Annotated in this window: 23 protein-coding genes; 10 read left to right on the top strand and 13 right to left on the bottom strand. The window is 70.6% G+C overall.

The genetic code is table 11. The annotated features are described in order from the left end of the window. Positions 1-246 precede the first annotated feature (246 nt). Complete coding sequence (locus AAW14_RS29130; protein ID WP_265567076.1) at positions 247-1,089, bottom strand: YhjD/YihY/BrkB family envelope integrity protein; 843 nt, start codon at positions 1,087-1,089, stop codon at positions 247-249. 284 nt (positions 1,090-1,373) lie between these two features. On the opposite strand from AAW14_RS29130, the gene AAW14_RS29125 reads away from it, so the two are divergent. Continuing rightward, the gene (locus AAW14_RS29125) at positions 1,374-2,651 is read left to right on the top strand and encodes an ATP-binding protein (RefSeq protein WP_265567074.1); all 1,278 of its coding nucleotides are present in this window, start codon (positions 1,374-1,376) and stop codon (positions 2,649-2,651) included. 562 nt (positions 2,652-3,213) lie between these two features. Here AAW14_RS29125 and ggt read toward each other — a convergent pair. Both ggt and AAW14_RS29115 read right to left on the bottom strand, forming a co-directional pair. After that, on the bottom strand, positions 3,214-5,061 hold the full coding sequence (gene ggt, locus AAW14_RS29120) for a gamma-glutamyltransferase (protein ID WP_265567072.1): 1,848 nt from the start codon (positions 5,059-5,061) through the stop codon (positions 3,214-3,216). Positions 5,062-5,487: 426 nt separating this feature from the next. Next, entirely contained in the window at positions 5,488-6,642 is a 1,155-nt protein-coding gene (locus AAW14_RS29115; protein WP_265567070.1) for a hypothetical protein, read from the bottom strand. A 290-nt stretch (positions 6,643-6,932) separates the two neighbouring features. Between AAW14_RS29115 and AAW14_RS29110 the strand changes: the two genes are divergently transcribed. Together AAW14_RS29110 and AAW14_RS29105 are read left to right on the top strand one after the other, a co-directional pair. Further along, complete coding sequence (locus AAW14_RS29110; protein WP_265567067.1) at positions 6,933-7,106, top strand: hypothetical protein; 174 nt, start codon at positions 6,933-6,935, stop codon at positions 7,104-7,106. A gap of 23 nt (positions 7,107-7,129) precedes the next feature. Further along, positions 7,130-7,855, top strand: a complete 726-nt coding sequence (locus AAW14_RS29105; protein WP_265567065.1) for a DUF2637 domain-containing protein — start codon at positions 7,130-7,132, stop codon at positions 7,853-7,855. 89 nt (positions 7,856-7,944) lie between these two features. On the opposite strand, the gene AAW14_RS29100 is transcribed toward AAW14_RS29105, so the two are convergent. Beyond that, the gene (locus tag AAW14_RS29100) at positions 7,945-8,331 is read right to left on the bottom strand and encodes a VOC family protein (RefSeq protein WP_265567063.1); all 387 of its coding nucleotides are present in this window, start codon (positions 8,329-8,331) and stop codon (positions 7,945-7,947) included. Between the two features lie 98 nt (positions 8,332-8,429). After that, positions 8,430-9,470: an NAD(P)-dependent alcohol dehydrogenase gene (locus tag AAW14_RS29095; protein WP_265567062.1), complete on the bottom strand. Its 1,041-nt coding sequence runs from the start codon at positions 9,468-9,470 to the stop codon at positions 8,430-8,432. A gap of 166 nt (positions 9,471-9,636) precedes the next feature. Between AAW14_RS29095 and AAW14_RS29090 the strand changes: the two genes are divergently transcribed. Then, positions 9,637-10,563 carry a helix-turn-helix domain-containing protein gene (locus AAW14_RS29090; RefSeq protein WP_265567059.1) on the top strand — a complete coding sequence of 309 codons (927 nt, stop codon included), beginning with the start codon at positions 9,637-9,639 and terminating at the stop codon, positions 10,561-10,563. Between the two features lie 119 nt (positions 10,564-10,682). On the opposite strand, the gene AAW14_RS29085 is transcribed toward AAW14_RS29090, so the two are convergent. Together AAW14_RS29085 and AAW14_RS29080 are read right to left on the bottom strand one after the other, a co-directional pair. After that, on the bottom strand, positions 10,683-11,948 hold the full coding sequence (locus AAW14_RS29085) for a L,D-transpeptidase (protein WP_265567057.1): 1,266 nt from the start codon (positions 11,946-11,948) through the stop codon (positions 10,683-10,685). 243 nt (positions 11,949-12,191) lie between these two features. After that, positions 12,192-12,545 carry a hypothetical protein gene (locus tag AAW14_RS29080; RefSeq protein WP_265567055.1) on the bottom strand — a complete coding sequence of 118 codons (354 nt, stop codon included), beginning with the start codon at positions 12,543-12,545 and terminating at the stop codon, positions 12,192-12,194. 152 nt (positions 12,546-12,697) lie between these two features. Between AAW14_RS29080 and AAW14_RS29075 the strand changes: the two genes are divergently transcribed. After that, entirely contained in the window at positions 12,698-12,973 is a 276-nt protein-coding gene (locus AAW14_RS29075) for a hypothetical protein (protein WP_265567053.1), read from the top strand. A gap of 47 nt (positions 12,974-13,020) precedes the next feature. Here the strand turns inward: AAW14_RS29075 and hutH are convergent, their stop codons facing one another. The 3 genes from hutH to AAW14_RS29060 form a co-directional block, all read right to left on the bottom strand. Continuing rightward, positions 13,021-14,559, bottom strand: a complete 1,539-nt coding sequence (gene hutH / locus AAW14_RS29070) for a histidine ammonia-lyase (protein WP_265567138.1) — start codon at positions 14,557-14,559, stop codon at positions 13,021-13,023. 102 nt (positions 14,560-14,661) lie between these two features. Next, positions 14,662-15,801 (bottom strand): diguanylate cyclase domain-containing protein, encoded by a 1,140-nt coding sequence (locus AAW14_RS29065; protein WP_265567051.1) that lies wholly within the window; start codon positions 15,799-15,801, stop codon positions 14,662-14,664. A 74-nt stretch (positions 15,802-15,875) separates the two neighbouring features. Continuing rightward, the gene (locus AAW14_RS29060; protein WP_265567049.1) at positions 15,876-16,682 is read right to left on the bottom strand and encodes an enoyl-CoA hydratase/isomerase family protein; all 807 of its coding nucleotides are present in this window, start codon (positions 16,680-16,682) and stop codon (positions 15,876-15,878) included. A gap of 229 nt (positions 16,683-16,911) precedes the next feature. Between AAW14_RS29060 and AAW14_RS29055 the strand changes: the two genes are divergently transcribed. After that, the gene (locus tag AAW14_RS29055; protein WP_265567047.1) at positions 16,912-17,499 is read left to right on the top strand and encodes a hypothetical protein; all 588 of its coding nucleotides are present in this window, start codon (positions 16,912-16,914) and stop codon (positions 17,497-17,499) included. 246 nt (positions 17,500-17,745) lie between these two features. Here the strand turns inward: AAW14_RS29055 and AAW14_RS29050 are convergent, their stop codons facing one another. Beyond that, the gene (locus AAW14_RS29050) at positions 17,746-18,888 is read right to left on the bottom strand and encodes an adenylate/guanylate cyclase domain-containing protein (RefSeq protein WP_265567045.1); all 1,143 of its coding nucleotides are present in this window, start codon (positions 18,886-18,888) and stop codon (positions 17,746-17,748) included. A gap of 100 nt (positions 18,889-18,988) precedes the next feature. After that, positions 18,989-19,882: a biotin--[acetyl-CoA-carboxylase] ligase gene (locus tag AAW14_RS29045; RefSeq protein WP_416223393.1), complete on the bottom strand. Its 894-nt coding sequence runs from the start codon at positions 19,880-19,882 to the stop codon at positions 18,989-18,991. Between the two features lie 146 nt (positions 19,883-20,028). Here AAW14_RS29045 and AAW14_RS29040 point away from each other — a divergent pair, with 146 nt between their 5' ends. The 4 genes from AAW14_RS29040 to AAW14_RS29025 all read left to right on the top strand — a co-directional run bounded on the left by AAW14_RS29040 (position 20,029) and on the right by AAW14_RS29025 (position 22,801). Next, entirely contained in the window at positions 20,029-21,612 is a 1,584-nt protein-coding gene (locus tag AAW14_RS29040; protein WP_265567044.1) for an acyl-CoA carboxylase subunit beta, read from the top strand. 24 nt (positions 21,613-21,636) lie between these two features. Further along, entirely contained in the window at positions 21,637-21,846 is a 210-nt protein-coding gene (locus AAW14_RS29035; protein WP_265567042.1) for an acyl-CoA carboxylase epsilon subunit, read from the top strand. 183 nt (positions 21,847-22,029) lie between these two features. Beyond that, positions 22,030-22,158, top strand: coding sequence for a morphogenic membrane protein MmpB (mmpB, locus tag AAW14_RS29030; RefSeq protein ID WP_265567040.1), 129 nt, complete (start codon positions 22,030-22,032; stop codon positions 22,156-22,158). Positions 22,159-22,180: 22 nt separating this feature from the next. Beyond that, the gene (locus tag AAW14_RS29025; protein ID WP_265567039.1) at positions 22,181-22,801 is read left to right on the top strand and encodes a Maf family protein; all 621 of its coding nucleotides are present in this window, start codon (positions 22,181-22,183) and stop codon (positions 22,799-22,801) included. On the opposite strand, the gene AAW14_RS29020 is transcribed toward AAW14_RS29025, so the two are convergent. Next, positions 22,770-23,249, bottom strand: coding sequence for a hypothetical protein (locus AAW14_RS29020; protein WP_265567036.1), 480 nt, complete (start codon positions 23,247-23,249; stop codon positions 22,770-22,772). The two genes, AAW14_RS29025 and AAW14_RS29020, sit on opposite strands and share 32 nt — an antisense overlap. Positions 23,250-23,508 lie beyond the last annotated feature (259 nt).

The following is a 23,508-nucleotide window of genomic DNA, read 5'->3' as shown; positions in this document are numbered from 1 at the left end:
GGCCTCCTCCGCGTCACGACGAGCGGCGCCCCGGCCTCCGCGGCCGGTTGTCCACGCCGTCTCCCCTACCCATGACAGCACCGGTCCGCCCCGGCGACCAGTGACGTTCGGCCCGGTGGGGAGGGCTGGCGTTCCCCGCGGCCGGGAGTGCGGTCGAGCGCGACGTGGGTCATCAAGCCGCGTACACAACCTTTTCCTGACCGAAGCCGTGGGAACGTGGATGCCGGCAGCGGCCGACACTGCCCGTCAGCGGTCCGGGCTCTTGATCCGACGATGAGAGACCTGTTCTCTTGCTGTACGCCAACGCGACCGGGTCTGCTCGACCACGCTGTCCCACTGCCGGCGGACCTCATGGTCGGAAGGGCGGTGACCCCGACGGATCCTGCCGAGCTCGTCTCCCACCTCTCGTCCCAGTGCCGCCGACGCAACGATGACGAACATGGCTGCGAAGATGGCCGAGATCATCGCGAAGACGGCACCGACCACCCCGTAGCGGGAGGCGTAGGAGTTGAAGAGACGCGGCAGGTAGACGGTTGCGCCCACCGAATAGGCCGCCGTCAGGAGGGCCGCGGTGATGCCGAAAGGGAGCAGGTCCGACTGGCCGATCCGCTTCGCCGACAGGATCCAGCCGCTCCACACGAGGAATGCGGCGGTCACCAGTACCTGGCACGCTACGGCCGCCAGACCCAGCCGGCCCCTGCCAACGACCGCGGAGAGCAGAGCGGTGAGCACTGCGTAGCCGCCGAGAGTGAGGATCCACCACAAGCCGTTGCGCGTGTTGCGCACGCTGAGGGGCTTGAGTTCCCATGTCTGTTCGAAGAGCCGCTGCGCGGCTCGCGTGAAACTCAGCACCGAGATCGTCAGAAAGACGACCCCGAAGATGCCCACGCTCGTACCTGCGCCTTGTGCAGGGGAGAAAAGGGAGCTGACTGCCGTGGCGCCCGATCCGGTGAGGTTGTAGCGCTTGATGACCCGCTCTGCGGCGTCGTAGTGCACGAATTTGCCCAGGACGGCGCCGATGAGGATGGAGAGCGGGACCAATGCCGTGAGCGCGCTGGACGCCAGGGCCATCGAGCGGTCGAAACCCACGATCTTCTGAAATCGGTTGATGACCCGCAGTGCGAAGGCAGGACGCAGCCAGAACGTCAGCGTTCTGACGAGGCGCTCGCGATTGATTCCCGCCGTCCTGCCCTCCGTGAAGATCGGAACCTGTGTGGCAGCGAGAGCCTAACGGGCGGTCGCAGGGGGGCGAAGGGCGACACGGATGCAGAAGTGCGCCACGACTTCGGCGACATCGCCGCCGAGTGCTCGGCTCGGCGTCCGGCACGCCGGCGGGAGACAATGGAACTCCCGGGTCGGGCGAGGTGGTGGCCATGCCCGCATGGCATCTGCGCGACTATCACGATGACGATCTCGACCAGGCGATCCAGATCTGGGACCAGAGCCGCCAGGCCGACGAGACCCCGGTCTTTCCGGTCTCCGAGGTGATGGCCACGGCCGAGGCCGGTCAGACGGCAGTGGTCGCGGTGGTCGGCGACGAGGTGGTGGGAATGGCCGTGGCGCAGGCGCACGGCAGGCGAGCGTGGGTGCTCCAGGTGGCGCTCGCTTCCCGCTGGCGCGAGCGCGGGATCGGCAGTGCCCTGCTCGCCGAGTTGGAACGGCGCCTGCGGGCGCTGGGCGTGCGGCGCATCAGTGCCCTGCTGCCCGCCCATGCCGCCGGGACGAGGGCTCTGGAGCACTCCGGCTACCGGTTCCGCGACGGCCTGACCTACTACGAGAAGGTCGAGCCGCGGGCAACCGCCAACGCCGACACCCTCACGGCGCTGGGCGGCCGGCTGCTGCACGAGGGGCTCTGGGACGCCATGGCCGGCATGGAGCAGGAGAAGCAGGTGATCGAACGCCGTATCGTGCTCCCGCTGACAGAACCGGTGCTGGCCGACCGCTACGGCGTCGCCCCGCCGAAGGCGGTCATCCTGTTCGGTCCGCCGGGCACGGGAAAGACCAGCTTCGCCAAGGCGGTGGCCTCACGGCTCCGCTGGCCGTTCGTGGAACTCTTCCCCTCCCGGCTCGCGGCCGCCACGAGCGAGGGGCTGGCCGTCGCGCTGCGGCAGGCCTTCGCGGACCTCGCCGAACTGGAGTCGGTGCTGCTTTTCATCGACGAGGTCGAGGAGATCGCCGGTGTGCGATCCGGGCAGGCGATCGATCCCGGGCACGGGGTGACCAACGAGTTGCTCAAACTCATCCCGGGCTTCCGCGAGCACGACGCTCGGCTTCTGGCCTGCGCGACCAACTCCGTACGCTCTCTCGACGCGGCCTTCCTGCGGCCCGGCCGGTTCGACTACGTCATCCCGATCGGCCCTCCGGACCCAACCGCCCGCACAGCGATCTGGACCCGCTACCTCAGGAACGTCGCCGACTCGGTGGATCTCACCCAACTGGTCGCGGCCAGTGAGCTGTTCACCCCGGCCGACATCGAGTTCGCCGCACGCAAGGCGGCGCAGGCGGCGTTCGAACGCGAAGTCACGCATCGCCAGGGCGGACCGGCCACCACCGAGGACTACATGAACGCCATCGCCGACACCCGGCCGACGCTCACCGCTCAGGCGATCGAGGAGTTCACCGAGGACATCGAGAAGTACAGCCGATTGTGAGACCGTTCCGAGTCCGGCTCTGACTCCGAAGCCGACTCCGGCTCTGACGCCGACTCTCAGTCCGGCTCTGAGCCCCGCTCTGAGTCCGGCTCCGACACCGACTCCGACTCCGAAGCCGAAGCCGACTCCGACTCCGGCTTCGGCTCCGGCTCTGACGCCGACTCCGGCCCTGATGCCGACTCCGGCCCTGAGTCCGGCTCCGAGTCCGATTCCGACACCCATCCGACGACGACCGAGCACCGACCGCCGACGCCGCGCGCCCACCACCGAAGCCCGATCCCCACCACCGACACCAGGCGCCCACCGCCAAAGCCAGACGCCCACCCCCAAAGCCAGACGCCAACCGCCAATAGCGCCAGGCCCCTACGCCCTGGACCGCTCCTGACGGCTCGGCCGGCGGCCCCTGACCCTCGCGAAACGCCCGTCTCCACGGCTTCGCCTCCGCCTCGCCCGACCAGCAAGCGCGCCGGTCCCCTGGCGGACCGGCGCGCCTGATCTCTCGCGGGAGGGGGGTCACGCCACTTGGGCGGCCGTGCCCCGATACCGGCGTCCGGGTCCGGCGTCAGGAGGTCTTGTGGACCACCATCGCCGAGCCGCCGCCGCGGCGCTTGGGCTCGGCCACCGCCGTGACCTTGCCGTCGGGCCCGAACTCCAGCGCCGCGACCGCGCCGATCTCCGGTGACGGCGTGAAGGTCGCCGGTGCGAGGACGAAGTGCTCGCCGAGGGCTTCGAGCGCCGGGCGCTCCGGCGAGTCGAGGAAGGCCGGTTCGGCCTCGGTCGTCGTGCGGTTGCGTTGCGAGATGCGCGGCGCGGCGACCGCCTCCGGCAGGGACATTCCGAGGTCGAGCCGGTTCACGAGGGTCTGCAGCACGGTGGTGATGATGGTGGCGCCGCCCGGGGAGCCCACCGCGATCAGCGGGCTGCCGTCGCGCATCACGAGCGTCGGCGACATGCTGCTGCGCGGCCGCTTGCCCGGGCCCGGCAGGTTCGGGTCGGGCACGCCCTCCTGCAGCGGGGTGAAGTCGAAGTCCGTCAGCTCGTTGTTGAGCAGGAACCCGCGGCCCGGGACGGTGATCGCCGAGCCGCCGGTCTGCTCGATGGTCAGCGTGTAGGAGACGACGTTGCCCCAGCGGTCGGAGGTCACCAGGTGGGTGGTCGACGGCCCCTCGTACGGCTCCTGGCTGCCCGTGCCGCGGGAGCAGCCCTGGCCGGGGTTTCGCGGGTCGCCGGGGGCGAGCGGGCTGGTCAAAGACGTGTCGGGCCGGATCAGACAGGCTCGGTCCTTGGCGAAGTCCTTGGACAGCAGTTCCTTGGCCGGTAGGTCGGAGAACGCCGGGTCGCCGACCCAGCGGTTGCGGTCCGCGAACGCGATCCGGCTGGCCTCCAGATAGTCGTGCAGCGCCTGGACCTTGTCGGAGGGCGAGAGGCGGAAGTTCTCCAGGATGTTCAACGCCTCGCCGACCGTGGTGCCGCCGGAGGACGACGGCGCCATTGAGTAGACGTCCAGGCCGTGATACGTCGTGTGCGTGGGGGCCCGCAGGATCGCGCGGTAGCCGGCGAGGTCCGAGCGTTGCATGAGCCCGGGGCGCACGGTGCGCGTGGCGCCCTTGGCCACCGGCGGGTTCTGGACGGTCCGCGCCACGTCGCGTCCGATGGGGCCGCGGTACAGGGCGTTCACACCTTCACGGGCGAGTTCCCGGTACGTGCGTGCCAGGTCCGGGTTGCGGAAGCGCGTGCCGACGACGGGCAACCGGCCGTTCGGCAGGAACAGTTGGGCGGTCGAGGTGAAGTCGCGGAATCGTGCCTCGTTCATCTTGGTCTGGGCACGGAACTCGTCGTTGACCACGAAGCCGTCGTCAGCGATACGGGTCGCGGGACGCAGGGCCTGGCCCAGGGTGACGGTGCCCCACTTCCCCAGAGCCTTCTGCCATGTCGCCGGAGTACCCGGAACGCCCACGGACAGGCCGGAGTTGACGGCCTCGTCGAACGGGATCGCCTTGCCCGTGGCCGGGTCGGTGAAGGAGTCCTGGCGCATACGGGCGGGCCCCGTCTCGCGGCCGTCGATGGTGTGCACCCTCTTCGTACGGGCGTCGTAGTACACGAAGTAGCCGCCGCCCCCGATGCCGGCCGAGTACGGTTCGACGACACCGAGCGCGGCGGCCGTGGCGACGGCGGCGTCCACCGCGTTGCCGCCGTGCCGCAGCACGTCGAGACCGACGTGGGAGGCGTACGGGTTCACGCTGGAGACGGCCCCACCGCTGCCCACGGCGACGGCCTCCTTCGCGGGCGGCCGCAGCCCGGACGATGCCCCGTGGGTCGCTCTGGGGGGTGAAGCGGCGGCGGCGGGGAGCAGGGGAAGAGTGAGCAACGCCGCGGACGCGGCGGCCACCAGGGCACGGCGGATGGTCATCGAACCTCCGGTTCGCCCCTGCGAAGAGGGGGGATCGCCGACGGGGAGCTGGGGGGTGCCCGAAACCCTGGCAAACAGCTGTGGGGCCAGCAACGCCGTGGAAGAAAGTTTGCGGAAGATCTGAGGTTTCCGGAGGCAGGGGTGCGGGAGACGACGGACCGGCTCCGGCGGCCGTCCGTCCGGGCCTGCCTGCCTGCGGGCACGGTCGAGGTCGTGTCCGGCGTGTGTGAGAGCCGTGTCCTCGGGTGCGTCTGGGGTCGGGACGGCCGTACCCCGCCCGCGGTTTCCTGCGGCGCGGTGCGGGTGGCCGAGGGCTGAGAGCACGGCGCGTCCGGCGGGCGTGCGGCAGGACCCGCGCGGTGGAGGCGCCCGGCCGGCCCCGTACCGGCGGAAGCGCCCCGAAGTACCGACGGAGGCGCCCGAACCCTAGGACCCGGCGGTCGGCTGCGGCGGGAGCGCGAACCGCAGCAGGGCTCCGGCCTGCTCCGACCGCAGCTCCGTCGGCACCTCGATATGCCGGACCTCGCCCCCTTCGTCGATCACGGTCTCGGTCAGCTCGCCGACCACGTCGGGCACCTCCCGCAGCGGCTCCCCGCAGAGCGGACAGGTCTTCCCCGAGCGCGCGAGCAGCCCGTCCCGGTCGCAGACGACCCCGGGCACGACGGCATCGTCGTCCACCGCCAGCGTCCGGACCGCGGCCAGAGAGGCCGCCCACAGCGTCTCGTCGAGTCCGACGGCGGCGGGTCTGCGGGTCGCCTTGGCTTCCAGGATCTCGCCGACGAGCTGCCGCTGCTCCTCGTGCGCGTGTTCGGAGACCAGTTCCTGCACCTTCTCCCTGATGTCCGCGGGCGTCGCGCCCTCGCGGTCGATGGCGAAGGTGCTGACGAGGCGGTCCTTCAGTTCACGCGGCAGGAAGTCGACGAAGACCGGGACCTCGTGCGTGACGCCGCCGACGGCGAGCAGGTCGTAACCCCCGTGGCCAAACAGCTGTTTGAGCTCGCCGACCAGCCGCCGGTAGTGTTTCTTGCTCAGCTCGTCGGCCTTGTTGCGCACGTGGTACTCGGCGTATTCGTCCGCGTAGTCGTGCTTGCGGAGCACTCGGTCGCGGATGACCTTCAGCTCCCGGACCTGGTCGAGGTAGTGCTCCCAGACCTCGCCGATCCCCTTGTCCACGACGACGGCGCAGGTGCGGTAGTACTCGTCGAGAACGCCCAGCAACGGCCGGACGTAGGGATCGACGTCCACCACGATGCGTTCGCGGGTGCGCCGGGGCAGCCACACCTCTTCGTAGATGTCGTTGCCGCTGCAGGAGAAGACCGCGACGGCGGCGGGCCGCTGGGGCTCCTCCTCGATGGACTTCCCGATCCTCGCGATGTCCTCGCGCAGGGAGAGCCGTGCGGCGCGGTCGGCCGAGCCGTCCTCGGCGAGCGGACGGATACGGTCCAGCAGGCTGGCCACGCGGGTGCTGAAGGTACGGCGTCCGGTCCCCTGCGGTGGGTCCGCCGGAACGTAGAGGGAGACCAGGGGGAGCCCGTTGCCGTTCAGCCGCAGGATTCGATCGACCTGCTCTTGCGTGATCATCGCCGCTCCTCGCCGCTCCAAGAACCTCGGCCCCTGTGTTCCAGCTAACGAGGTGGGAGAGGGAGCGGCAACCGGAGTCCTCGCGGAGGACCTCCTGGTGGAGCGTGCGTTCGGATCGAACGGCCCGTCCGGGCCTCACAAAAGGAAATGCTATTCAAGGAAATATGGTTGCACAGATATTCCGAATTACATCCGCCAGGTACTGTCATCACACAGCCAAAACGTTTCTTCAGCGATTCATTCCCCCGAATGCCGGATACCTCACGCCGCATGGCGCTCGTTAGGTGATCGTGACTTGGAACGAACCGGAAGATCAGATCCCCGTCGGGAGTGCCGCCCTGTGGCGCGAGTTGATCGGCGGCGACGTGCGCCTCAAGGGGTGTTCGGACCTTCTTGAAGACTTCCTCAAGGAGATCAGCGACATGGAAAGTGAATACCAGCGGGCTCTGGACGGAGCCTCCTGAGCCAGGGCGCGGAGGAGCTGGGAATGGACAGGCTTCAAGGCGAGCCAAGCCTCTACGACATTCAGTTCGCCCTGAGAACCGATTATGACGCACTGGGACAGCATTCTTACGATGTTGATCCCCTCGAGGCGCATCACGTCTGGAACGCCCCCGGTCCGGACATCACGCCGAGCGGCTGGGATCCGGACGAGGAGCTGGCCCAGATGCTGTCCACGGTCTCGAGCGTGGACCCCGCTCCGCCCGTCCTCGACGGGCAGCACCGCCATCGGGGGGAACGACGGCGGCCCCGGCCCGGGGCCCACACCCTCGACAGTGGCCAGAGCGTCACTCCGGTCACGGTCCTGGTCGCGACCATCGCCGCCTGCGCGGTGGCCATGCTGGGCTGGTCCGTCGCCTATTCGTACACCCAGCTGCGGGACATCGCCTCGACGGTGCTGCCGGCGCCCTTGGCGCAGTGGTGGCCGCTGACGGTGTACGGGCCGTGGTTCGTGGCCGCTCTGTCCATCCTGCGGGCGGCGGTTCAGCACCGGACCGCCCGGCGGTCCTGGGGTGTGGTCATGGTGGCCTCCGCCACGGCGGCGATCCTGAGCATCAGCCACTCGTCGCATTCTCTGCTCTCGATGGTGGTCGTCGGCATTCCGCCGATCACCGCCCTGGTGTGTTTCCGGGAGCTCGTCGGCCAGGTCTCGTGCAAATACCGCCCTCGGCATGCCGCCCCGCACAGCAAGGAGCAGCCCGCCGACGACTGACGCCGGGATGCGAGAAAGTTCTCCCCGCCGGTCGACCGATCTGCTCAGCGGCCCGCCCCGAACCGGGGCGGGCCGTCGTGGTCGGCGGCTCAGTCCGGGCCGCTCCCGTAGGGCCTGGTCAGGATCTCCAGCCTGTGGCCATTCGGATCGTCGAAGTACGCTCCACGGCCCCCGTCGTTGTGGTTGATCTCGCCGGGTCGGTCGTGGTAGGGATCCGCCCAGTACGGCAGGTCCGCCGCCCGGATACGGGTGAAGATCGCGTCGAAGTCGTCCTCGGAGACCAGGAACGCGTAGTGCTGCGGGGTGATCGACTCCGCCGCGTCCATGTAGTCCAGCGTCACTCCGTTCGGGATCTGCACCGGGATGAACGGGCCGTACTGGGGGGCCACTTCCAGGCCCAGCAGATCCGCGAGGAACCGCGCGGACGCCTCCTTGTCATGCGCGGCCACGATCGTGTGGTTGAGCTCGACAGCCATCGTTCGGGCCTCCTGTCCATGGGTGCCGGAACCACTTCCCACGCTAAAACGATGTGAGGCGGCCGCGGGGGCCGCCTCACGTGGTCGTCGCGAGAACCTCAGATGGTCGCCGTGTCGATCACGAACCGGTACCGCACATCGCTGCTCAGCACCCGCTCGTACGCCTCGTTGATCTCGGACGCGCTGATCAGCTCGATCTCGGCGCCGATGCCGTGCCGCGCACAGAAGTCGAGCATCTCCTGGGTCTCGCCGATACCGCCGATGCCGGAGCCCGCCAGGGTCTTGCGGCCGCCGATCACCGAGAACAGGTTGAGCGAGATGGGCTCCTCGGGGGCGCCCACGTTCACCAGCGCGCCGTCCGTCTTCAGCAGCGACAGGAACGCGCCGAAGTCCAGCGGTGCAGACACGGTCGACACGATCAGGTCGAAGGTGCCGCGCAGTTCCTCGAAGGTCTTCGGGTCGCTGGTGGCGTGGTAGTGGTCGGCGCCCAGCTTCAGCCCGTCCTCCTGCTTGCGCAGGGACTGCGAGAGCACGGTCACCTCGGCGCCCATCGCGTGCGCGATCTTGACGCCCATGTGGCCGAGGCCGCCCAGGCCGACTATCGCGACCTTCTTGCCGGGGCCCGCGTTCCAGTGCCGGAGCGGGGAGTAGGTCGTGATGCCGGCGCACAGCAGCGGGGCGGCCACATCGAGGGAGAGGCCGTCCGGGATGCGCACGGTGTAGTTCTCGTCCACGACGATCTTCTGCGAGTAGCCGCCGTAGGTGGGCTCGCCGTTCTTGTCGAGGGCGTTGTACGTGCCGGTCACGCCTTTGAGGCAGTACTGCTCCAGCCCTGCCTGGCAGTTCTCGCACTCACGGCAGGAGTCGACCAGGCAGCCGACGCCCACGCGGTCGCCGACCTTGAACTTGGTGACGCCCGAGCCGACCTCGGCGACGACGCCCGCGATCTCGTGACCCGGAACCATCGGGAAGATCGCCTCGCCCCAGCCTTCACGGGCCTGATGGATGTCCGAGTGGCAGATGCCGGCGAACTTGATGTCGATCAGTACGTCGAACTCGCCGACCTCGCGGCGCTCGATGGTGGTGCGCTCGAGCGGAGCCTTGGCAGCGGGCGCGGCGTACGCAGCAACGGTGGTCATGCCGGGTTTCTCCTAGGGGTCGCGCGCCCGGCTGCCTTCCACCGGGCACGGCGTCCAGCCTGTCTGCTCCCGCGCTTCCCACCCAGGTCACAGCTCTGCCTACGTCCAGCGGTCCTACTACTGACGGGGTCAGGTTCACGTCCGTACGACCAGGAATACTGGACGTATGGACGCAAGACCCGACTCCGTACCGGAACCCGAGGTCCCGGGGGCCGGTCAGGCCTTGGACCGGCGCGCCGAGCTCAGCGAGTTTCTGCGCACCCGGCGGGCCCGGCTCAAGCCCGAGGACGTGGGGCTGCCGGACTTCGGGCGGCACCGGCGGGTGCCGGGACTGCGGCGCGAGGAGCTGGCTCAGCTGGCCGGGGTTTCCGTGGCGTACTACACGCGCCTGGAGCAGGGCAACGGACGGAACGTGTCCGCGGAGGTGCTCGACTCGATCGCCCGTGCGCTGCGGCTGAGCAACGCGGAGCACGCGCATCTGACCCATCTGGCCAAGCCGAAGGCGCACAAGAAGAAGCCGTCCGCGCGACCCCAGCAGGTGCGGTCGTCGCTGCGCTGGCTGCTGGACTCCTTCGACGGTGTCCCCGCGTACATAGTGGGGCGGCGCGCGGAGATCCTCGCGTGGAACCGGATGGCCGCGGCCGTGTTCGGGGACTGGTCACAGGTGCCGCAGCAGGAGCGGAACTGGGCGCGCATGGTGTTCCTGCGGCCCGAGTACCAGGACCTGTTCGTGGACTGGGAGCAGAAGGCGATCGACATCGTGTGCCAGCTCCGGTACGAGGCGGGGTGCCACCCGGACGATCCGCGGCTGTCCGCGCTGGTCGGGGAGCTCTCGGTGAAGAGCGAGGAGTTCGGGCGGCTGTGGGCGACGCACGACGTCAAGGAGAAGAGCCACGGGCTGAAGCTGCTGCGGCATCCTCTGGTCGGCGATCTTGCGCTGCAGTTCGAGTCGTTCAAGGTGCCGGACGACGGTGGGCTGGCGCTGGTGACCTACCACGCCGAGCCGGAGTCCGCGTCCGCGGAGGCGCTGCGGCTGCTGGCGAGCTGGGGCACGGACGCGACCCGCGCGGGCACGACCGCACCCCGGCCCTGAGCGCGCAGAAGCCTGGACCGGGCTGCAGCCGGGCCGTGCGGCGGCCCGGAGACGCCGATGCCGCCGGTGCCCGGAAGGGCGGCCGGCGGCATCGGGGACGCGGCTGTGGTGACCGTGGGTCAGACGGCCGAACCCGCCTTCCACTCGGCCCAGCTCATGTTCCAGCCGTTGAGGCCGTTGTCGGGCGAGACGGTCTTGTCGCCGGTGTTGGAGACCACCACGACGTCACCGACGATCGAGTTGTTGTAGAACCACGCGGCCGGCGTGCTCGGGTCGTTGGCGCCCTTCTTGTCCTGCAGGCCGACACAGCCGTGGCTGGTGTTGACGCTGCCGAAGACCGACGGGTCACCCCAGTAGTTGCCGTGGATGAAGGTGCCGGACGTGGTCAGACGCATGGCGTGCGGCACGTCCTTGATGTCGTACTCGCCCTTGCCGTCGGAGTCCTTGAAGCCCACCGTCGCGCCGTTCATCCGGGTCTGGGTGAACTTCTCGGAGATCACCATCTGGCCCTGGTACGTGGTGTGCTGGGGAGCGCCGGCGGAGATCGGGATGGTCTTGACGGTCCTGCCGTCCTGCGTGACCTTCATCTGCTTGGTCTTCGCGTCGACGTACGAGACCTGGTTGCGGCCGATCTTGAAGGTGACCGTCTTCTGCTGCACGCCGTAGAGACCGCTCGCGCCCTGGACGCCGTCCAGGTTGAGCTTCATCGTGACGGTGGAGTCCTCCTTCCAGTACTGCTCGGGCCGGAAGTCGAGCCGGTTGGCACCGAACCAGTGCCCGACGACCTCCTGACCACTGCTGGAAGTGACGGTGATCCCCTTCTGCACGGCGGCCTTGTTGGTGATCGCCTTGTCGAAGTTGATCGAGACCGGCATGCCGACGCCGACGGTCGAGCCGCTCTCCGGCGTGAAGCCGCCGATGAAGGAGTGGGCCGGCGCGACGGTGGTGAACGAGGCGTTCTCATGGGCCTCGCGGCCCTTGGAGTCCTTGGCGGTCACGGCGACCTTGTAGGTCGTGGCCCGGTCCAGCTGGCCGATGGGCGCCCAACTCGTCTTGTCCGCGGATATCTGGCCGGAGACGGGGGTGCCGGACGCGGTGGTCATGGTGACGTTGGTGAGGGTGCCCTTGGCGACCGACACCTTGGCGGCGTTGTTGATGGACGCGTTGTCGGACCCGTCCGCCGGCGTGATCTTGATCTGCGCCTCGGAGGTCTTCTGGGCGGCCGCCGCGTCGGCCTTGGCCTGTGAGGTGGAGTCGTTACCGCTGCCACCGGCCGCCGAGTTGCCCCCGCTGCACGCGGTGAGTACCAGCACTCCGCCGAGCAGTGCGGACGCGGTCATCAGACACCTACGCCGCTTACTGTCCGTTATCACACGCTTCTCCATCGTTGCCGAATCCCCAAAACCCCGTTCGAGTCCCCGTAAACCCCCGTTCGAGTCCCCTTGAGAACCATCAACGGTACGGTCGGCTCGTCGCGTTCCACATTCCGCGAAGGTGTGGGGCACGCCACGTCGTACGAGAGGTACGCAGGTGGCCTCCGCGCCGCGCGGGACACAAGGGAACGTCCCTTGAGACGACGGGACCCCGGGCGCCGGTTGCCGCCCGGGGTCAAGATTTTCCCAAGCACGTCAGCCGAGTCCGACCTCCTCCTCGTCCTCGTCGCCATCGGCCTCGTCGTCCACGCCGAGGGCCCAGTCCGGCGAATCGGGGTCGTAGTCGATCTGCTCGCTGCTCCAGGAGGCCTGGACGAGTTCGACCCCCGGTACCTCGCCGACCAGGTCGGCCGGGTCGATGAGATACGCGATGGCCTCGGCCGGGTCGTCCGTCACCGCGTCCTCGGTGTACGCGCGCTCGCCGTCGGGCATGTCCGGGTCGTCCGCGATACGGCCCAGTGCGGCCTTGGTGACGGCGTCGGCTTCGATGACCTCGACGACCAGTTCCGCACGAAGGCGGACATACCGTGATGTCTCAGAAGTGCTCATGGCGGGCAGCGTACGGCCCGGAGGCTGTGCGACTTTCCCGCGACCCGCGACTTTCACTAGCATCGCCCCACACGGCCAATTCGCAAGCGCCACAGGGGGATCGGTATTTCGTGTCCGCCGCACGTCGATCGTCGTCCACCACACGCCGGACATTGCTGACTGCCACCGCCGCGGGGACCCTGCTGGGCGCCCTGTGGTTCGTACCGTCCGCGAACGCGACACCGGACACGCCCGAACAGCAGCCTTCGCTCACCGCACGGACGTCCGCGGGGGCGGACGCTACGGCGGACACCGCCCAGACGGACACCCAACTGGCCGACACGGGAAGCGTGGACACCACGCCGTACGTGGTCGGCGGCACGCTCTTCCTGTGTCTGGGCGCGGGCTTCGTGACCTACTCGGTGCGCAGGGAGCGCATGGGGGCCTGAGGGCCGCCGTCGGGACGACGGCCCCCCAAATCGGTCGGCACGGGCGCTCACACCAGCGGACCGGTGACCCCTTCCACCGCCGTGACCAGCTGCCCCGTACGCACGAACTCGTCCGCCGCGGCGAGATCCGGGGCCAGGAAGCGGTCCGGGCCGGGGCCCTCGACGCCTGCCTTGCGCAGGGCCGTGATCGCCGCCTGGGACGCGGGCGCCGGCGTCAGGCCCTCGCGGAGTTCGACGGCCCGGGTCGCCGCGTACAGCTCGATCGCCAGGACACGGGTCAGATTGTCCACCGCCGTGCGCAGCTTGCGCGCCGCCGACCAGCCCATCGAGACGTGGTCCTCCTGCATCGCGGAGGACGGGATCGAGTCGGCGGAGGCCGGCACGGCCAGCCGCTTCATCTCGCTCACCAGCGCCGCCTGCGTGTACTGGGCGATCATCAGGCCCGAGTCCACGCCCGCGTCGTCCGCCAGGAACGGCGGCAGGCCGTGCGAGCGGTTCTTGTCCAGCAGACGGTCCGTGCGGCGCTCGGCGATGGAGGCCAGGTCCGCCGCCGCGATGGCGAGGAAGTCCAGGACGTACGCCACGGGGGCGCCGTGGAAGTTGCCGTTCGACTCGACGCGGCCGTCGGGCAGGACCACCGGGTTGTCGACCGCCGACGCCAGCTCGCGCTCGGCGACCAGGCGGGCGTGCGCGAGCGTGTCCCGGCCGGCGCCCGCGACCTGCGGGGCACACCGCACCGAGTAGGCGTCCTGGACGCGCGGCGCGTCGTCCTGGTGATGGCCCGTCAGCCCCGAACCCTTGAGCACGGCCAGCATGTTGGCGGCCGACGCGCCCTGCCCGGGGTGGGGGCGGATGGCGTGCAGCTCGGGCGCAAGCACCTTGTCCGTGCCCAGCAGCGCCTCCAGCGACAGGGCCGCCGTGACGTCGGCCGACTTGTACAGCCGCTCCAGGTCCGCCAGCGCCATGACCAGCATGCCGAGCATGCCGTCGGTGCCGTTGAGGAGCGCGAGGCCCTCCTTCTCGTGCAGTTCGACGGGGGCGATGCCGTGCTCGGCGAGGAGTTCGGCGGCGGGCCGTACGGCACCGTCGGGGCCCTCGGCGTCGCCCTCGCCCATGAGCGTGAGCGCACAGTGGGACAGCGGTGCGAGGTCGCCGGAGCAGCCGAGCGAGCCGTACTCGTGCACGACCGGGGTGATGCCCGCGTTGAGGATGTCGGCCATGGTGCGCGCGACCTCGGGGCGGACGCCGGTGTGCCCCGAGCAGACGGTCTTCAGCCGCAGGAACATCAGGGCACGCACGACCTCGCGCTCGACCCGGGGGCCCATTCCGGCCGCGTGTGAGCGGACGATGTTGCGCTGCAGCCGGGTGCGCAGCTCCTGGCTGATGTGCCGGGTCGCCAGGGCGCCGAATCCGGTACTGACCCCGTAGACGGGCTGCGGCTTCGCCGCCAGCGCGTCGACGACCTCGCGGGCCGCCGCAAGGGCCGCCAGGGCCTCCGCGGAGATCTCGATCCGGGCGCCCACGCGCGCCACGGCGAGGACGTCGGACGCGGTCACCCCGGACGTCCCCACCACCACAGTGTGCATATCCATATTCAGGAGCGTACGCAGTGAATTCGTTGATGTCACTAGTGGGAGCCCGGTGGACCCCTTACCACCCGGTGACCTCAGCAACACCGCCCGGTGACCTCAGCGGCGGCCCCGGAAACGGCGGCGTTCACCGGCGGCGGGAGGCGGTGCGTCGGCCAGCCGTACCACCGGATCGTCGGGGCCCTCGCGGCCCGCGACCACGGGCTTTCCGGCGCGCAGGGCCTTGGCCCGGTACTGTGCCGCGTCCGCGAGCCGGAACAGCCGGCGGGCCGAGCGGACCGGGCCGATCGGGTCCTGGGTCGAGGCGACCCCACAGGCGACCCCGTCACCGAGCTCCAACTCGGCGGCCCGGCGGCAGACTTCGTCGGCGATCCGGACGACCTCGTCTCCGGGCGGGCCGACCGCGACGAGGCAGAACTCGTCACCGCCGAGCCGGGCCACAAGGGCGCCGGGAAGCATCGCACCGCACAGCGAGAGGACCGAGCCGAAGCGTTCCAGCAGGCGGTCGCCCACGGCGTGCCCGCGGGTGTCGTTGACCCGTTTGAGGCCATTGAGATCGCAGACGACGAGCGAGACGACGGCCCCGTCGTCGCGATGCCGCTCGATCGCCTCCTCGAGGCGGACGTCGACGGCACGCCGGTTGGCGAGACCGGTGAGCGCGTCGGTGAAGGCGAGGCGGCGGGCCTCCTCCAGGCGCTCGGTCTGGGCGAGACCGGCGGCGACGACGGAGGCGAGGACGGTGGCGAAGTCGGCGTCGGCACCCTCGAAGAGGGGGGCATCGGCCCGGCGGGCGACATACAGCTCGCCCCAGGCGCGGCCGTGCAGCACCAAGGGCGCGACCACACAGCATCCGCGGCCGCGTCTTCGCAGGGCGGCCACGCGCTGGTGGCAGTACCCGGCGTGCCCCGCCGCCGGACCCTCGGCGGTCTCCACCCAGGCGCTCGGCCCGCCGCCGCCCGCCCAGCGCTCGTGCAGGAACTCGGTGATCTCCGGGAACTGATGCACGGGATACGCCTCGTGCTCCGGGAACTCCTCCTCCTCGGGGGCGAGCTCCCCCACGTTGACGAGGACCTTCAGTCGTCCGCGCTCGCGCTCCCACACGGAGAGCGCGGCGAAGCTCCCGGCAAGCGCACGGCACGCGCCGAGCGCGGCGGCCCGCCAGGACTCCCGAGGTGTGTGTGCCGCCGCCATGCCCTGGGCCAGCGCGACCACGGCCGTCAGCCGACTGTCCTCACCCATCACTCCAGGCTAGGGACGATCGCGACAATATGAGACATTGGTGCGGCGATCAGGGGTCGAGGGCGTGCCCGCGACTACTCGCCCGGCCACTGCGGGGTGCGCTTCTCGTTGAAGGCGGCCACCCCCTCGGCCCGGTCGCCCGAGAACGCCACCGAACGCCACGCCGCGTCCTCGACCTCGAGACCGGCCCGCAGATCGAGACCGTGGCCCAGCCGCAGGGCGCGCTTGGCGGCCCGCAGGCCGACCGGGGAGTTCGCGGCGATACGGGACGCGAGGGCGAGCGCCTCCGCACGATCGCCGCCCTCCGCCACGAGCTCGTCGACCAGGCCCAACTCCCGCGCCTCGGCCGCCTCCAGACGCCGCGCCGTGAAGATCAGCTCCGCCGCGCGCGCCGCGCCCACCCGGCGGGGCAGCAGCTGCGTACCGCCGCCTCCGGGGATGACCCCGACGGACACCTCGGGCAGCCCGAGCACCGCCGTGCGGTCGGCCACGATCAGGTCGCAGGACAGCGCCAGCTCGAAGCCGCCGCCCAGCGCGAAACCGTGGACGGCGGCGACCGTCGGCATCGGCAGCTCCAGGACACCGGTGTACGCGGCACGTGCGACGGGCCGCTGGCGCACCAGGTCGGCGTCCGTGAAGGAGTTGCGCTCCTTGAGGTCGGCGCCCACGCAGAACGCGCGCTCGTGCGTCGACGTCAGCACCGTCACCCGGGCGTCCCGGTCGGCGGCGAGGTGCGCGCACGCCTCGGTGATCGAGCGCGCCATCTCGGTGGACACCGCGTTCATCGCCTTGGGCCGGTCCAGCGCCAGCTCCGCGACGTATCCGTGCCGCCGTACGACGACGTACTCGCCGAACCGCCGCTCGTCGCCCTGCTCCGCCATGACACCCTCCCGGTTAACGCGGGTTAACTACCGACGCTCCGATCATCGCAGCCCGAGCGGCCCTGCGGAAGCCGCCGCGAGCCCCTGTCGGATACGGGCCATCCACCGCCACCCCTCCCCTTTTCGGGTGACATCCGGGCCATCTCCCCATCACCGCACCCAATGGACACATAGCCTGCGCATCGCTACGGCGCATCGGGGGAGTGCGGGCACACCGGGGAGGGACGGCATGGCGACGGACACGGCCATCGGCGAGAGCACCACGGCGGAGCGCGGCGCCTCCGGCCCGGTCTGGTGCCGCCCTGCGGGCCGGCACCGCAAGCCCCGTCCCCGCCGTGTGGTGCTGGCGGTCGGCGGGTTCGCGCTCGCCGCCGGAGCCCTGAGTCTGGTGCGCCTCGCGCCCGACTCGGTGACGGGCGGGGGCGGCACCGCGGAGGCCGAGCCCAGGATCGACACCAGCGACACGGCGGCGACGGTCGGGAGCGTGCCGCAGGCCCGTACCGTGAGCCGCTCCACGACGGCGGCCGGGACGGAAGCGAGCACGAGCCCGTCCGCGCCGCGCACCGTGGGCCCGTCCGCGTACCCGTCCCCGTCGCCATCCCTCGCCACCGACCCCGCGACCGGCATCCCCGAGGCACCGTGGTCCCCCACGGCTTCCGCGACCCCCGAACCCCCGACCCCCACCGCGCCACGGCCCACCCCGCCCCCACCGACGCGCCCGGCCACACACACCCCGGCCCCGGAACCCGACCCCCCGGGCCTGTGCGTCCCCCTCGTCGGCCTGTGCGTCAACGGCTCGTCCGAGCAAGGGGATTGAGCCGGAGCGGTACGGGCCGGGCCCCAGGATCAGGGCGCGCCCACGGGACACCCGGCAGTCGAGCGGGACCGCGCGGCAAAGGACCGGCCCGCACGGATCGACACGCCCCTACGCACACAAGGACACCCCTCAGTCGAGCCGGACGGGGCGGGCAGACGGTCGGCGCGGGCAGAGCGTGGGCGCATGGCAGGAGCGAGGTACCGTCGGCCGCCGGGCCGACGGTCCGCCCCCGCCGTGGCGTCACGGCTACCGGGACTCCGCTTCCCGCCGGGCCAGGAGCCAGGGCTCGATCACGCCGAGGCCGCGCACCGGGCGCTGCCACATCGGCTGGAGCGCGAAGCGGTAAGGGGGAGGCTCCTTGCCCTCCTTCTCCGCCGCGGCCGCGGCCTCGGCGGCCTCCGTCTCCGACGCGGGCGCTTCCCCGGTATGGATGAGCTCCTCCGCAAAGGCGCCGTCCACCAGGACCGAGTCCCGGGGAGCTATCGAGGTCAGCCGGCTCGCCAGGTTCACGGTAGTACCGAAGACGTCGCCCATCCGCGTGGTCACCGTGCCGAAGGCGATGCCCACCCGCAGCTCGGGCATGGTCTCGTCGTTCGCCATCGTCTCGATCAGGCGCAGCGCGATCTCCGCGGCGACTCCCGCGTCGTCCGCCGCGTACAGCACCTCGTCGCCCAGCGTCTTGATGAGCCGTCCGCCGTGCGCGGCGACCAGGTCGGCCGCCGTCGTCTCGAACGCCTCGACGAGTTCGCCGAGTTCCTCCTCCTCCATGCGCCGCGTCAGACGCGTGAAGCCGACGAGGTCCGCGAAGCCGACCGCGAGGCGGCGGTCGACCATCTCCTCGTCGTCCCCGGCCTGGACGACCCGGCCGGTCGCGGCGGCGAGCTGGCGCCGCCAGACGTAGACGAGGAACTCCTCCAGTTCCGGCAGGAGCAGCTCGACCAGGGGGTAGGTCACCTCGGTACGGGTCATACCGGGTTCGGGCGGCTCGGTGAGGCCCTCGAGGAAGGAGTCGATCTGCCACTCGGCCAGTCGGGCGGTGGTCTGCCCGGTGGAGCGCGCCACCTGCACCGCCATCGCCTCGCTCAACAGGCCCGCCTCGACCAGACCGGCGAGCCGGCGCAGGGCCAGGACGTCGGCCTCCGTGAGGGCCTTGGCCTGGCCGATGTCCGCGAAGCCCATCGCCCGCCAGAATCGGGACGCCAGTTCCATCGAGACGCCCGCGCTACGGGCCGCCTGAAAGGGGGTGTAGCGGCGCTCCGCGCCCAGGATGAGCTGCTCCAGGCGGAGCGCGAGGGGGTTCTCCTCGGACTCGGCGTTTTCGTCGCGCCCCGGTTCACCGTCGGGGGCGGGGTGTACGCCCGTGCCCGAGCCCGTGTCGTCGACGGTCACGCGTGCTGCCCTTCCGATCTGCCGCGGTCAGGTATCGACCGCGGTCAACTCTACGGCAGGTGTGCGGTAGCTCACTCCTCGGCCGTGTCCGCCCCCGGCGTCACGCCGGCCGCAGATGCACCACGTCCCCTGCCCCCACCGGCTCCTGCACTCCCTCGTCCGTCGCCAGCACGAGACGGCCGTCGCCGTCGATCGCCACCGCCTCACCGGTGATGGACCGGTCGCCCGGCAGGTCGGCCCGTACGAGGCGGCCCAGCGTCGCGCTGCCCGCCGCGTATGTCTCCTGAAGGCCGCAGGCCGCCGGGTCGCCGTCCGCGGCACGCCAGCGGCTGTACCAGTCCGCCAGGGACCGCAACACCGCCCGCAGCAGCGGGTCGCGGTCCGTGGTCCGGGCACCCGCCAGGGCCAGCGAGCCCGCCATGGGTACCGGCAGCTCGTCCTCACGCAGCGTGACGTTGATCCCGATGCCGACCACCACTGCGGCCTCGCCCGCGCGCTCCGCGAGGATCCCCCCGGCCTTGCGTTCCTCCCCGCCCACGCTGACCAGCAGGTCGTTGGGCCACTTGAGTGCCGTGTCGACCCCCGCGGCCCGCGCGAGCCCCGTCGCGACAGCCACCCCGGCGAGCAGCGGCAGCCAGCCCCAGCGGGCGACCGGCACCCCGGCAGGCTCGAGCAGGACGGAGAAGAACAGACCGGAGCGGGCGGGGGCCGTCCAGGTGCGGTCGAGCCGCCCGCGCCCGGCGTTCTGCTCCTCGGCCACCAGGACGGTGCCCTCGGCGGCGCTGCCGGCCGCGGCGAGGGCGACCAGGTCGCTGTTGGTGGACCCGGTGCGCTGCACCACCTCGATCCCGGACCAGAACCCGCCCTCCCGCAGCAGTCCGCTGCGCAGCGTGGCGGCGTTCAGGGGAGGGCGGTCCAAGTCGGACCAGCGGCCGCCACCGCCGGCGGCGTCGTTCGACCGGTCGTTCGCGTCTGAGGCATCTCGCGGCATCATGCAAGCCACCCTAGGTGTGGTAAACGCCGCACTGCCGATCGGTAGGCACGCCACTACGCTACGGATGAGTAACCGTTCGTTCTTCTGAGCATTTCGTAGCACCTCACCCTCACGTCCCCATTGAGCAGGCAGGGAGCCGCATCCCGATGTCCGAGCCGGAAGAGATCGACATTCACACCACCGCGGGCAAGCTCGCGGACCTCCAGCGCCGCGTCCAGGAGGCGACGCACGCCGGCTCGGAGCGTGCCGTCGAAAAGCAGCACGCCAAGGGCAAGCTGACGGCGCGTGAGCGGATCGAGCTGCTGCTGGACGAGGGCTCGTTCGTGGAGCTCGACGAGTTCGCCCGGCACCGCTCGACCAACTTCGGTCTGGAGAAGAACCGCCCGTACGGCGACGGCGTCGTGACCGGGTACGGAACCGTGGACGGCCGCCCGGTCGCCGTGTTCTCGCAGGACTTCACCGTCTTCGGCGGCGCCCTCGGCGAGGTCTACGGCCAGAAGATCGTCAAGGTGATGGACTTCGCCCTGAAGACGGGCTGCCCGGTCGTCGGCATCAACGACTCCGGCGGCGCCCGCATCCAGGAGGGTGTCGCCTCCCTGGGCGCGTACGGGGAGATCTTCCGCCGTAACACCCACGCCTCCGGAGTGATCCCGCAGATCAGTCTGGTCGTCGGCCCGTGCGCGGGCGGCGCGGTGTACTCCCCCGCGATCACCGACTTCACGGTGATGGTGGACCAGACCTCACACATGTTCATCACCGGCCCGGACGTCATCAAGACGGTCACCGGTGAGGACGTCGGCTTCGAGGAGCTGGGCGGCGCCCGCACCCACAACACCGCCTCCGGCGTGGCCCACCACATGGCCGGGGACGAGAAGGACGCCATCGAGTACGTCAAGCAGCTGCTGTCGTACCTGCCGTCCAACAACCTCAGCGAGGCCCCGGCCTTCCCGGAGGAGGCGGACCTCTCCGTCACCGACGAGGACCGGGAGCTGGACACGCTGGTCCCGGACAGCGCGAATCAGCCGTACGACATGCACACGGTGATCGAGCACATCCTGGACGACGCCGAGTTCTTCGAGACGCAGCCGTTGTTCGCGCCCAACATCCTCACCGGCTTCGGCCGGGTCGAGGGCCACCCGGTGGGCATCGTCGCCAACCAGCCGATGCAGTTCGCGGGCTGCCTCGACATCGACGCGAGCGAGAAGGCCGCGCGGTTCGTGCGGACGTGCGACGCGTTCAACGTGCCCGTCATCACCTTCGTCGACGTGCCCGGGTTCCTCCCCGGCGTCGACCAGGAGCACACCGGCATCATCCGCCGCGGCGCCAAGCTGATCTACGCGTACGCGGAGGCGACGGTCCCGCTGATCACGGTCATCACGCGCAAGGCCTTCGGCGGCGCCTACGACGTCATGGGCTCCAAGCACCTGGGCGCCGACCTCAACCTCGCCTGGCCGACCGCCCAGATCGCCGTCATGGGCGCGCAGGGCGCGGTCAACATCCTGCACCGCCGCACGATCGCCGAGGCCGACGAACCGGAGGCGACCCGCGCCCGGCTCATCCAGGAGTACGAGGACGCCCTTCTCAACCCCTACGTCGCGGCCGAGCGCGGCTACATCGACGCGGTGATCATGCCGTCCGACACCCGCCGCCATGTGGTGCGCGGTCTGCGCCAGCTGCGTACCAAGCGGGAGTCCCTGCCCCCGAAGAAGCACGGCAACATCCCCCTGTAGAACCCCGGACCCTTGGGAGCAGACATGACGATCAAGGTCATACGGGGCAATCCGACCCCGGAGGAGCTGGCCGCCGCACTGGCGGTGGTCCGGGCCCGCGCCGCGGCGGCGGCCTCCGTACCGCCCGGTGCGGCGCGTGCCCGGGACTCCTGGGCCGACCCGGCCCGTATCGCCGCCCACCGGCTGCCCCAGCCGGGCCCGGTGGCCTGGTCCCGTACGTACTGGCCCGCATAGGACCCGTCTTCCGGGCCCCGCGACGCCCGCCTGATCCGAAGGACAGGCCCTGGGGGTGCGGCGCCGGTCAGGCTCTGTTCGGGCCTGACCGGCGCACCGGCTCGCCGCGCCCGTGGAGCCGGTGCGCCAAGTTGAGTACGCGTACTCAGGCGCGGAGCAGGTCACCGTCGCACGATCGAGAGCATGCTGTGGTCCGACCCCGAGAACGAGCCGCCGGAGGAACTCCGCGACACGCAGGAGATGTTGCGGCGGCTGGGGGTCCTCATGGCGGTGGCCATGGTGCTGGCGATGATCGTCATCGGCATCCGGTGAGGCGCGCCGATACGCTGTGCGCATGACCGTTCAGCTCCGTCGCCGTGTTGTGCTCGCATCCCAGTCCCCCGCCCGGCTCGGACTGCTCCGGCAGGCCGGACTCGACCCCGAGGTCATCGTGAGCGGTGTCGACGAGGACGCGGTCACTGCCCCCACCCCCGCGGAGCTCGCGCTCGCCCTGGCCGAGGCGAAGGCCTCCGTGGTGGCGGCGAAGCCCGAGGTCAAGGGCGCGCTGGTGATCGGTTGCGACTCGGTTCTCGACCTGGACGGCGAGGCCCTCGGCAAGCCCGCGGACGCGGAGGAGGCGACGGCCCGCTGGAAGTCGATGCGCGGCCGGGCGGGCACCCTGCAGACCGGCCACTGCATCTACGACACGCTCAGCGGCCGGTACGCGTCCGCCACCGCGTCCACCGTGGTTCGCTTCGGCGAGCCGACGGACGAGGAGATCGCCGCCTACGTGGCCTCCGGCGAGCCCCTCTACGTGGCCGGGGCCTTCACGCTCGACGGACGCTCGGCGCCCTTCATCGACGGCATCGACGGCGACCACGGCAACGTCATCGGGATCTCCCTGCCCCTGGTCCGCCGGCTACTGGCCGAACTGGGCGTCGGGATCACGGAGTTGTGGACGCCGCCGGAGAAGTGAGCGGCCCGTCGCCGTCCCCGGCGCCGCCGTCCGCGGGCGGCGCGTCAGCCGGGCCACCCTGACGGTCGTACGTCATGAGGGTGAGAAGGACCAGCGCGAGCACCACCATCATGTACGCGAACGCGCCCCAGCCGACCAGGCCGACCGTGAACGCGCCGAGCAGACCGTGCACCACGGCGGCGCTGATCAGGAGGATGCGCCAGATGCCGGACGGGGAGCGGTCGCGCACGGCCACCAGCAGGGCGGCGAGCCCGCAGACGGCGAAGTAGAGCCCGAAGACGACCCCGCCGGCCTTCGACGAAACGGACATCATGCTGGGGTCGAGGCCCGCCAGGGACATCTTCTGGCGGTGAACGACCACACCGAGGAACCAGTTCAGGAGCGCGATGCCGATCCCCTCCGTGAAGAGGACGATCGCCAGGATCCCTGCCACCGGTCTGCGGACCACCGGGCCCCACCCACCTTCGAGCACGCCACGTGTTACTGCCAGTACCTTCGAGACATCGCGAACGCTACTAACGGGTAAACCTCGGGACAAGAGGTCTGACAGGGGCAAAGAATCGTTGGGCCATTAGTAGGGACTCCACAAAGAAACACGACCGGCGGCGGGACTACTTCATAGAGACCTTGACCACATCGGAGGGCTAGGGTTTTCCGGTGGATTCCCCTGTACGGCGGTGCGACAAGGGGTTTCACAGGTGGAGTGA

It is taken from the genome of Streptomyces hygroscopicus, assembly GCF_026168105.1.
Lineage (GTDB): Bacteria > Actinomycetota > Actinomycetes > Streptomycetales > Streptomycetaceae > Streptomyces > Streptomyces hygroscopicus_D.
The sequence above is the reverse complement of the archived record's forward strand: the minus strand, read 5'-3'. Positions and strand labels throughout refer to the sequence as shown.

Bases quoted from the DNA above. Each gene is read 5' to 3' on its own strand.
- AAW14_RS29125 (WP_265567074.1), top strand. From the start codon at position 1,374: ATGCCCGCATGGCATCTGCGCGACTATCACGATGACGATCTCGACCAG.
- ggt (WP_265567072.1), bottom strand. From the start codon at position 5,061: ATGACCATCCGCCGTGCCCTGGTGGCCGCCGCGTCCGCGGCGTTGCTC.
- AAW14_RS29115 (WP_265567070.1), bottom strand. From the start codon at position 6,642: ATGATCACGCAAGAGCAGGTCGATCGAATCCTGCGGCTGAACGGCAAC.
- AAW14_RS29105 (WP_265567065.1), top strand. From the start codon at position 7,130: ATGGACAGGCTTCAAGGCGAGCCAAGCCTCTACGACATTCAGTTCGCC.
- AAW14_RS29100 (WP_265567063.1), bottom strand. From the start codon at position 8,331: ATGGCTGTCGAGCTCAACCACACGATCGTGGCCGCGCATGACAAGGAG.
- AAW14_RS29095 (WP_265567062.1), bottom strand. From the start codon at position 9,470: ATGACCACCGTTGCTGCGTACGCCGCGCCCGCTGCCAAGGCTCCGCTC.
- AAW14_RS29090 (WP_265567059.1), top strand. From the start codon at position 9,637: ATGGACGCAAGACCCGACTCCGTACCGGAACCCGAGGTCCCGGGGGCC.
- AAW14_RS29085 (WP_265567057.1), bottom strand. From the start codon at position 11,948: ATGGAGAAGCGTGTGATAACGGACAGTAAGCGGCGTAGGTGTCTGATG.
- AAW14_RS29080 (WP_265567055.1), bottom strand. From the start codon at position 12,545: ATGAGCACTTCTGAGACATCACGGTATGTCCGCCTTCGTGCGGAACTG.
- hutH (WP_265567138.1), bottom strand. From the start codon at position 14,559: ATGCACACTGTGGTGGTGGGGACGTCCGGGGTGACCGCGTCCGACGTC.
- AAW14_RS29065 (WP_265567051.1), bottom strand. From the start codon at position 15,801: ATGGGTGAGGACAGTCGGCTGACGGCCGTGGTCGCGCTGGCCCAGGGC.
- AAW14_RS29060 (WP_265567049.1), bottom strand. From the start codon at position 16,682: ATGGCGGAGCAGGGCGACGAGCGGCGGTTCGGCGAGTACGTCGTCGTA.
- AAW14_RS29055 (WP_265567047.1), top strand. From the start codon at position 16,912: ATGGCGACGGACACGGCCATCGGCGAGAGCACCACGGCGGAGCGCGGC.
- AAW14_RS29045 (WP_416223393.1), bottom strand. From the start codon at position 19,882: ATGATGCCGCGAGATGCCTCAGACGCGAACGACCGGTCGAACGACGCC.
- AAW14_RS29040 (WP_265567044.1), top strand. From the start codon at position 20,029: ATGTCCGAGCCGGAAGAGATCGACATTCACACCACCGCGGGCAAGCTC.
- AAW14_RS29035 (WP_265567042.1), top strand. From the start codon at position 21,637: ATGACGATCAAGGTCATACGGGGCAATCCGACCCCGGAGGAGCTGGCC.
- mmpB (WP_265567040.1), top strand. From the start codon at position 22,030: ATGCTGTGGTCCGACCCCGAGAACGAGCCGCCGGAGGAACTCCGCGAC.
- AAW14_RS29025 (WP_265567039.1), top strand. From the start codon at position 22,181: ATGACCGTTCAGCTCCGTCGCCGTGTTGTGCTCGCATCCCAGTCCCCC.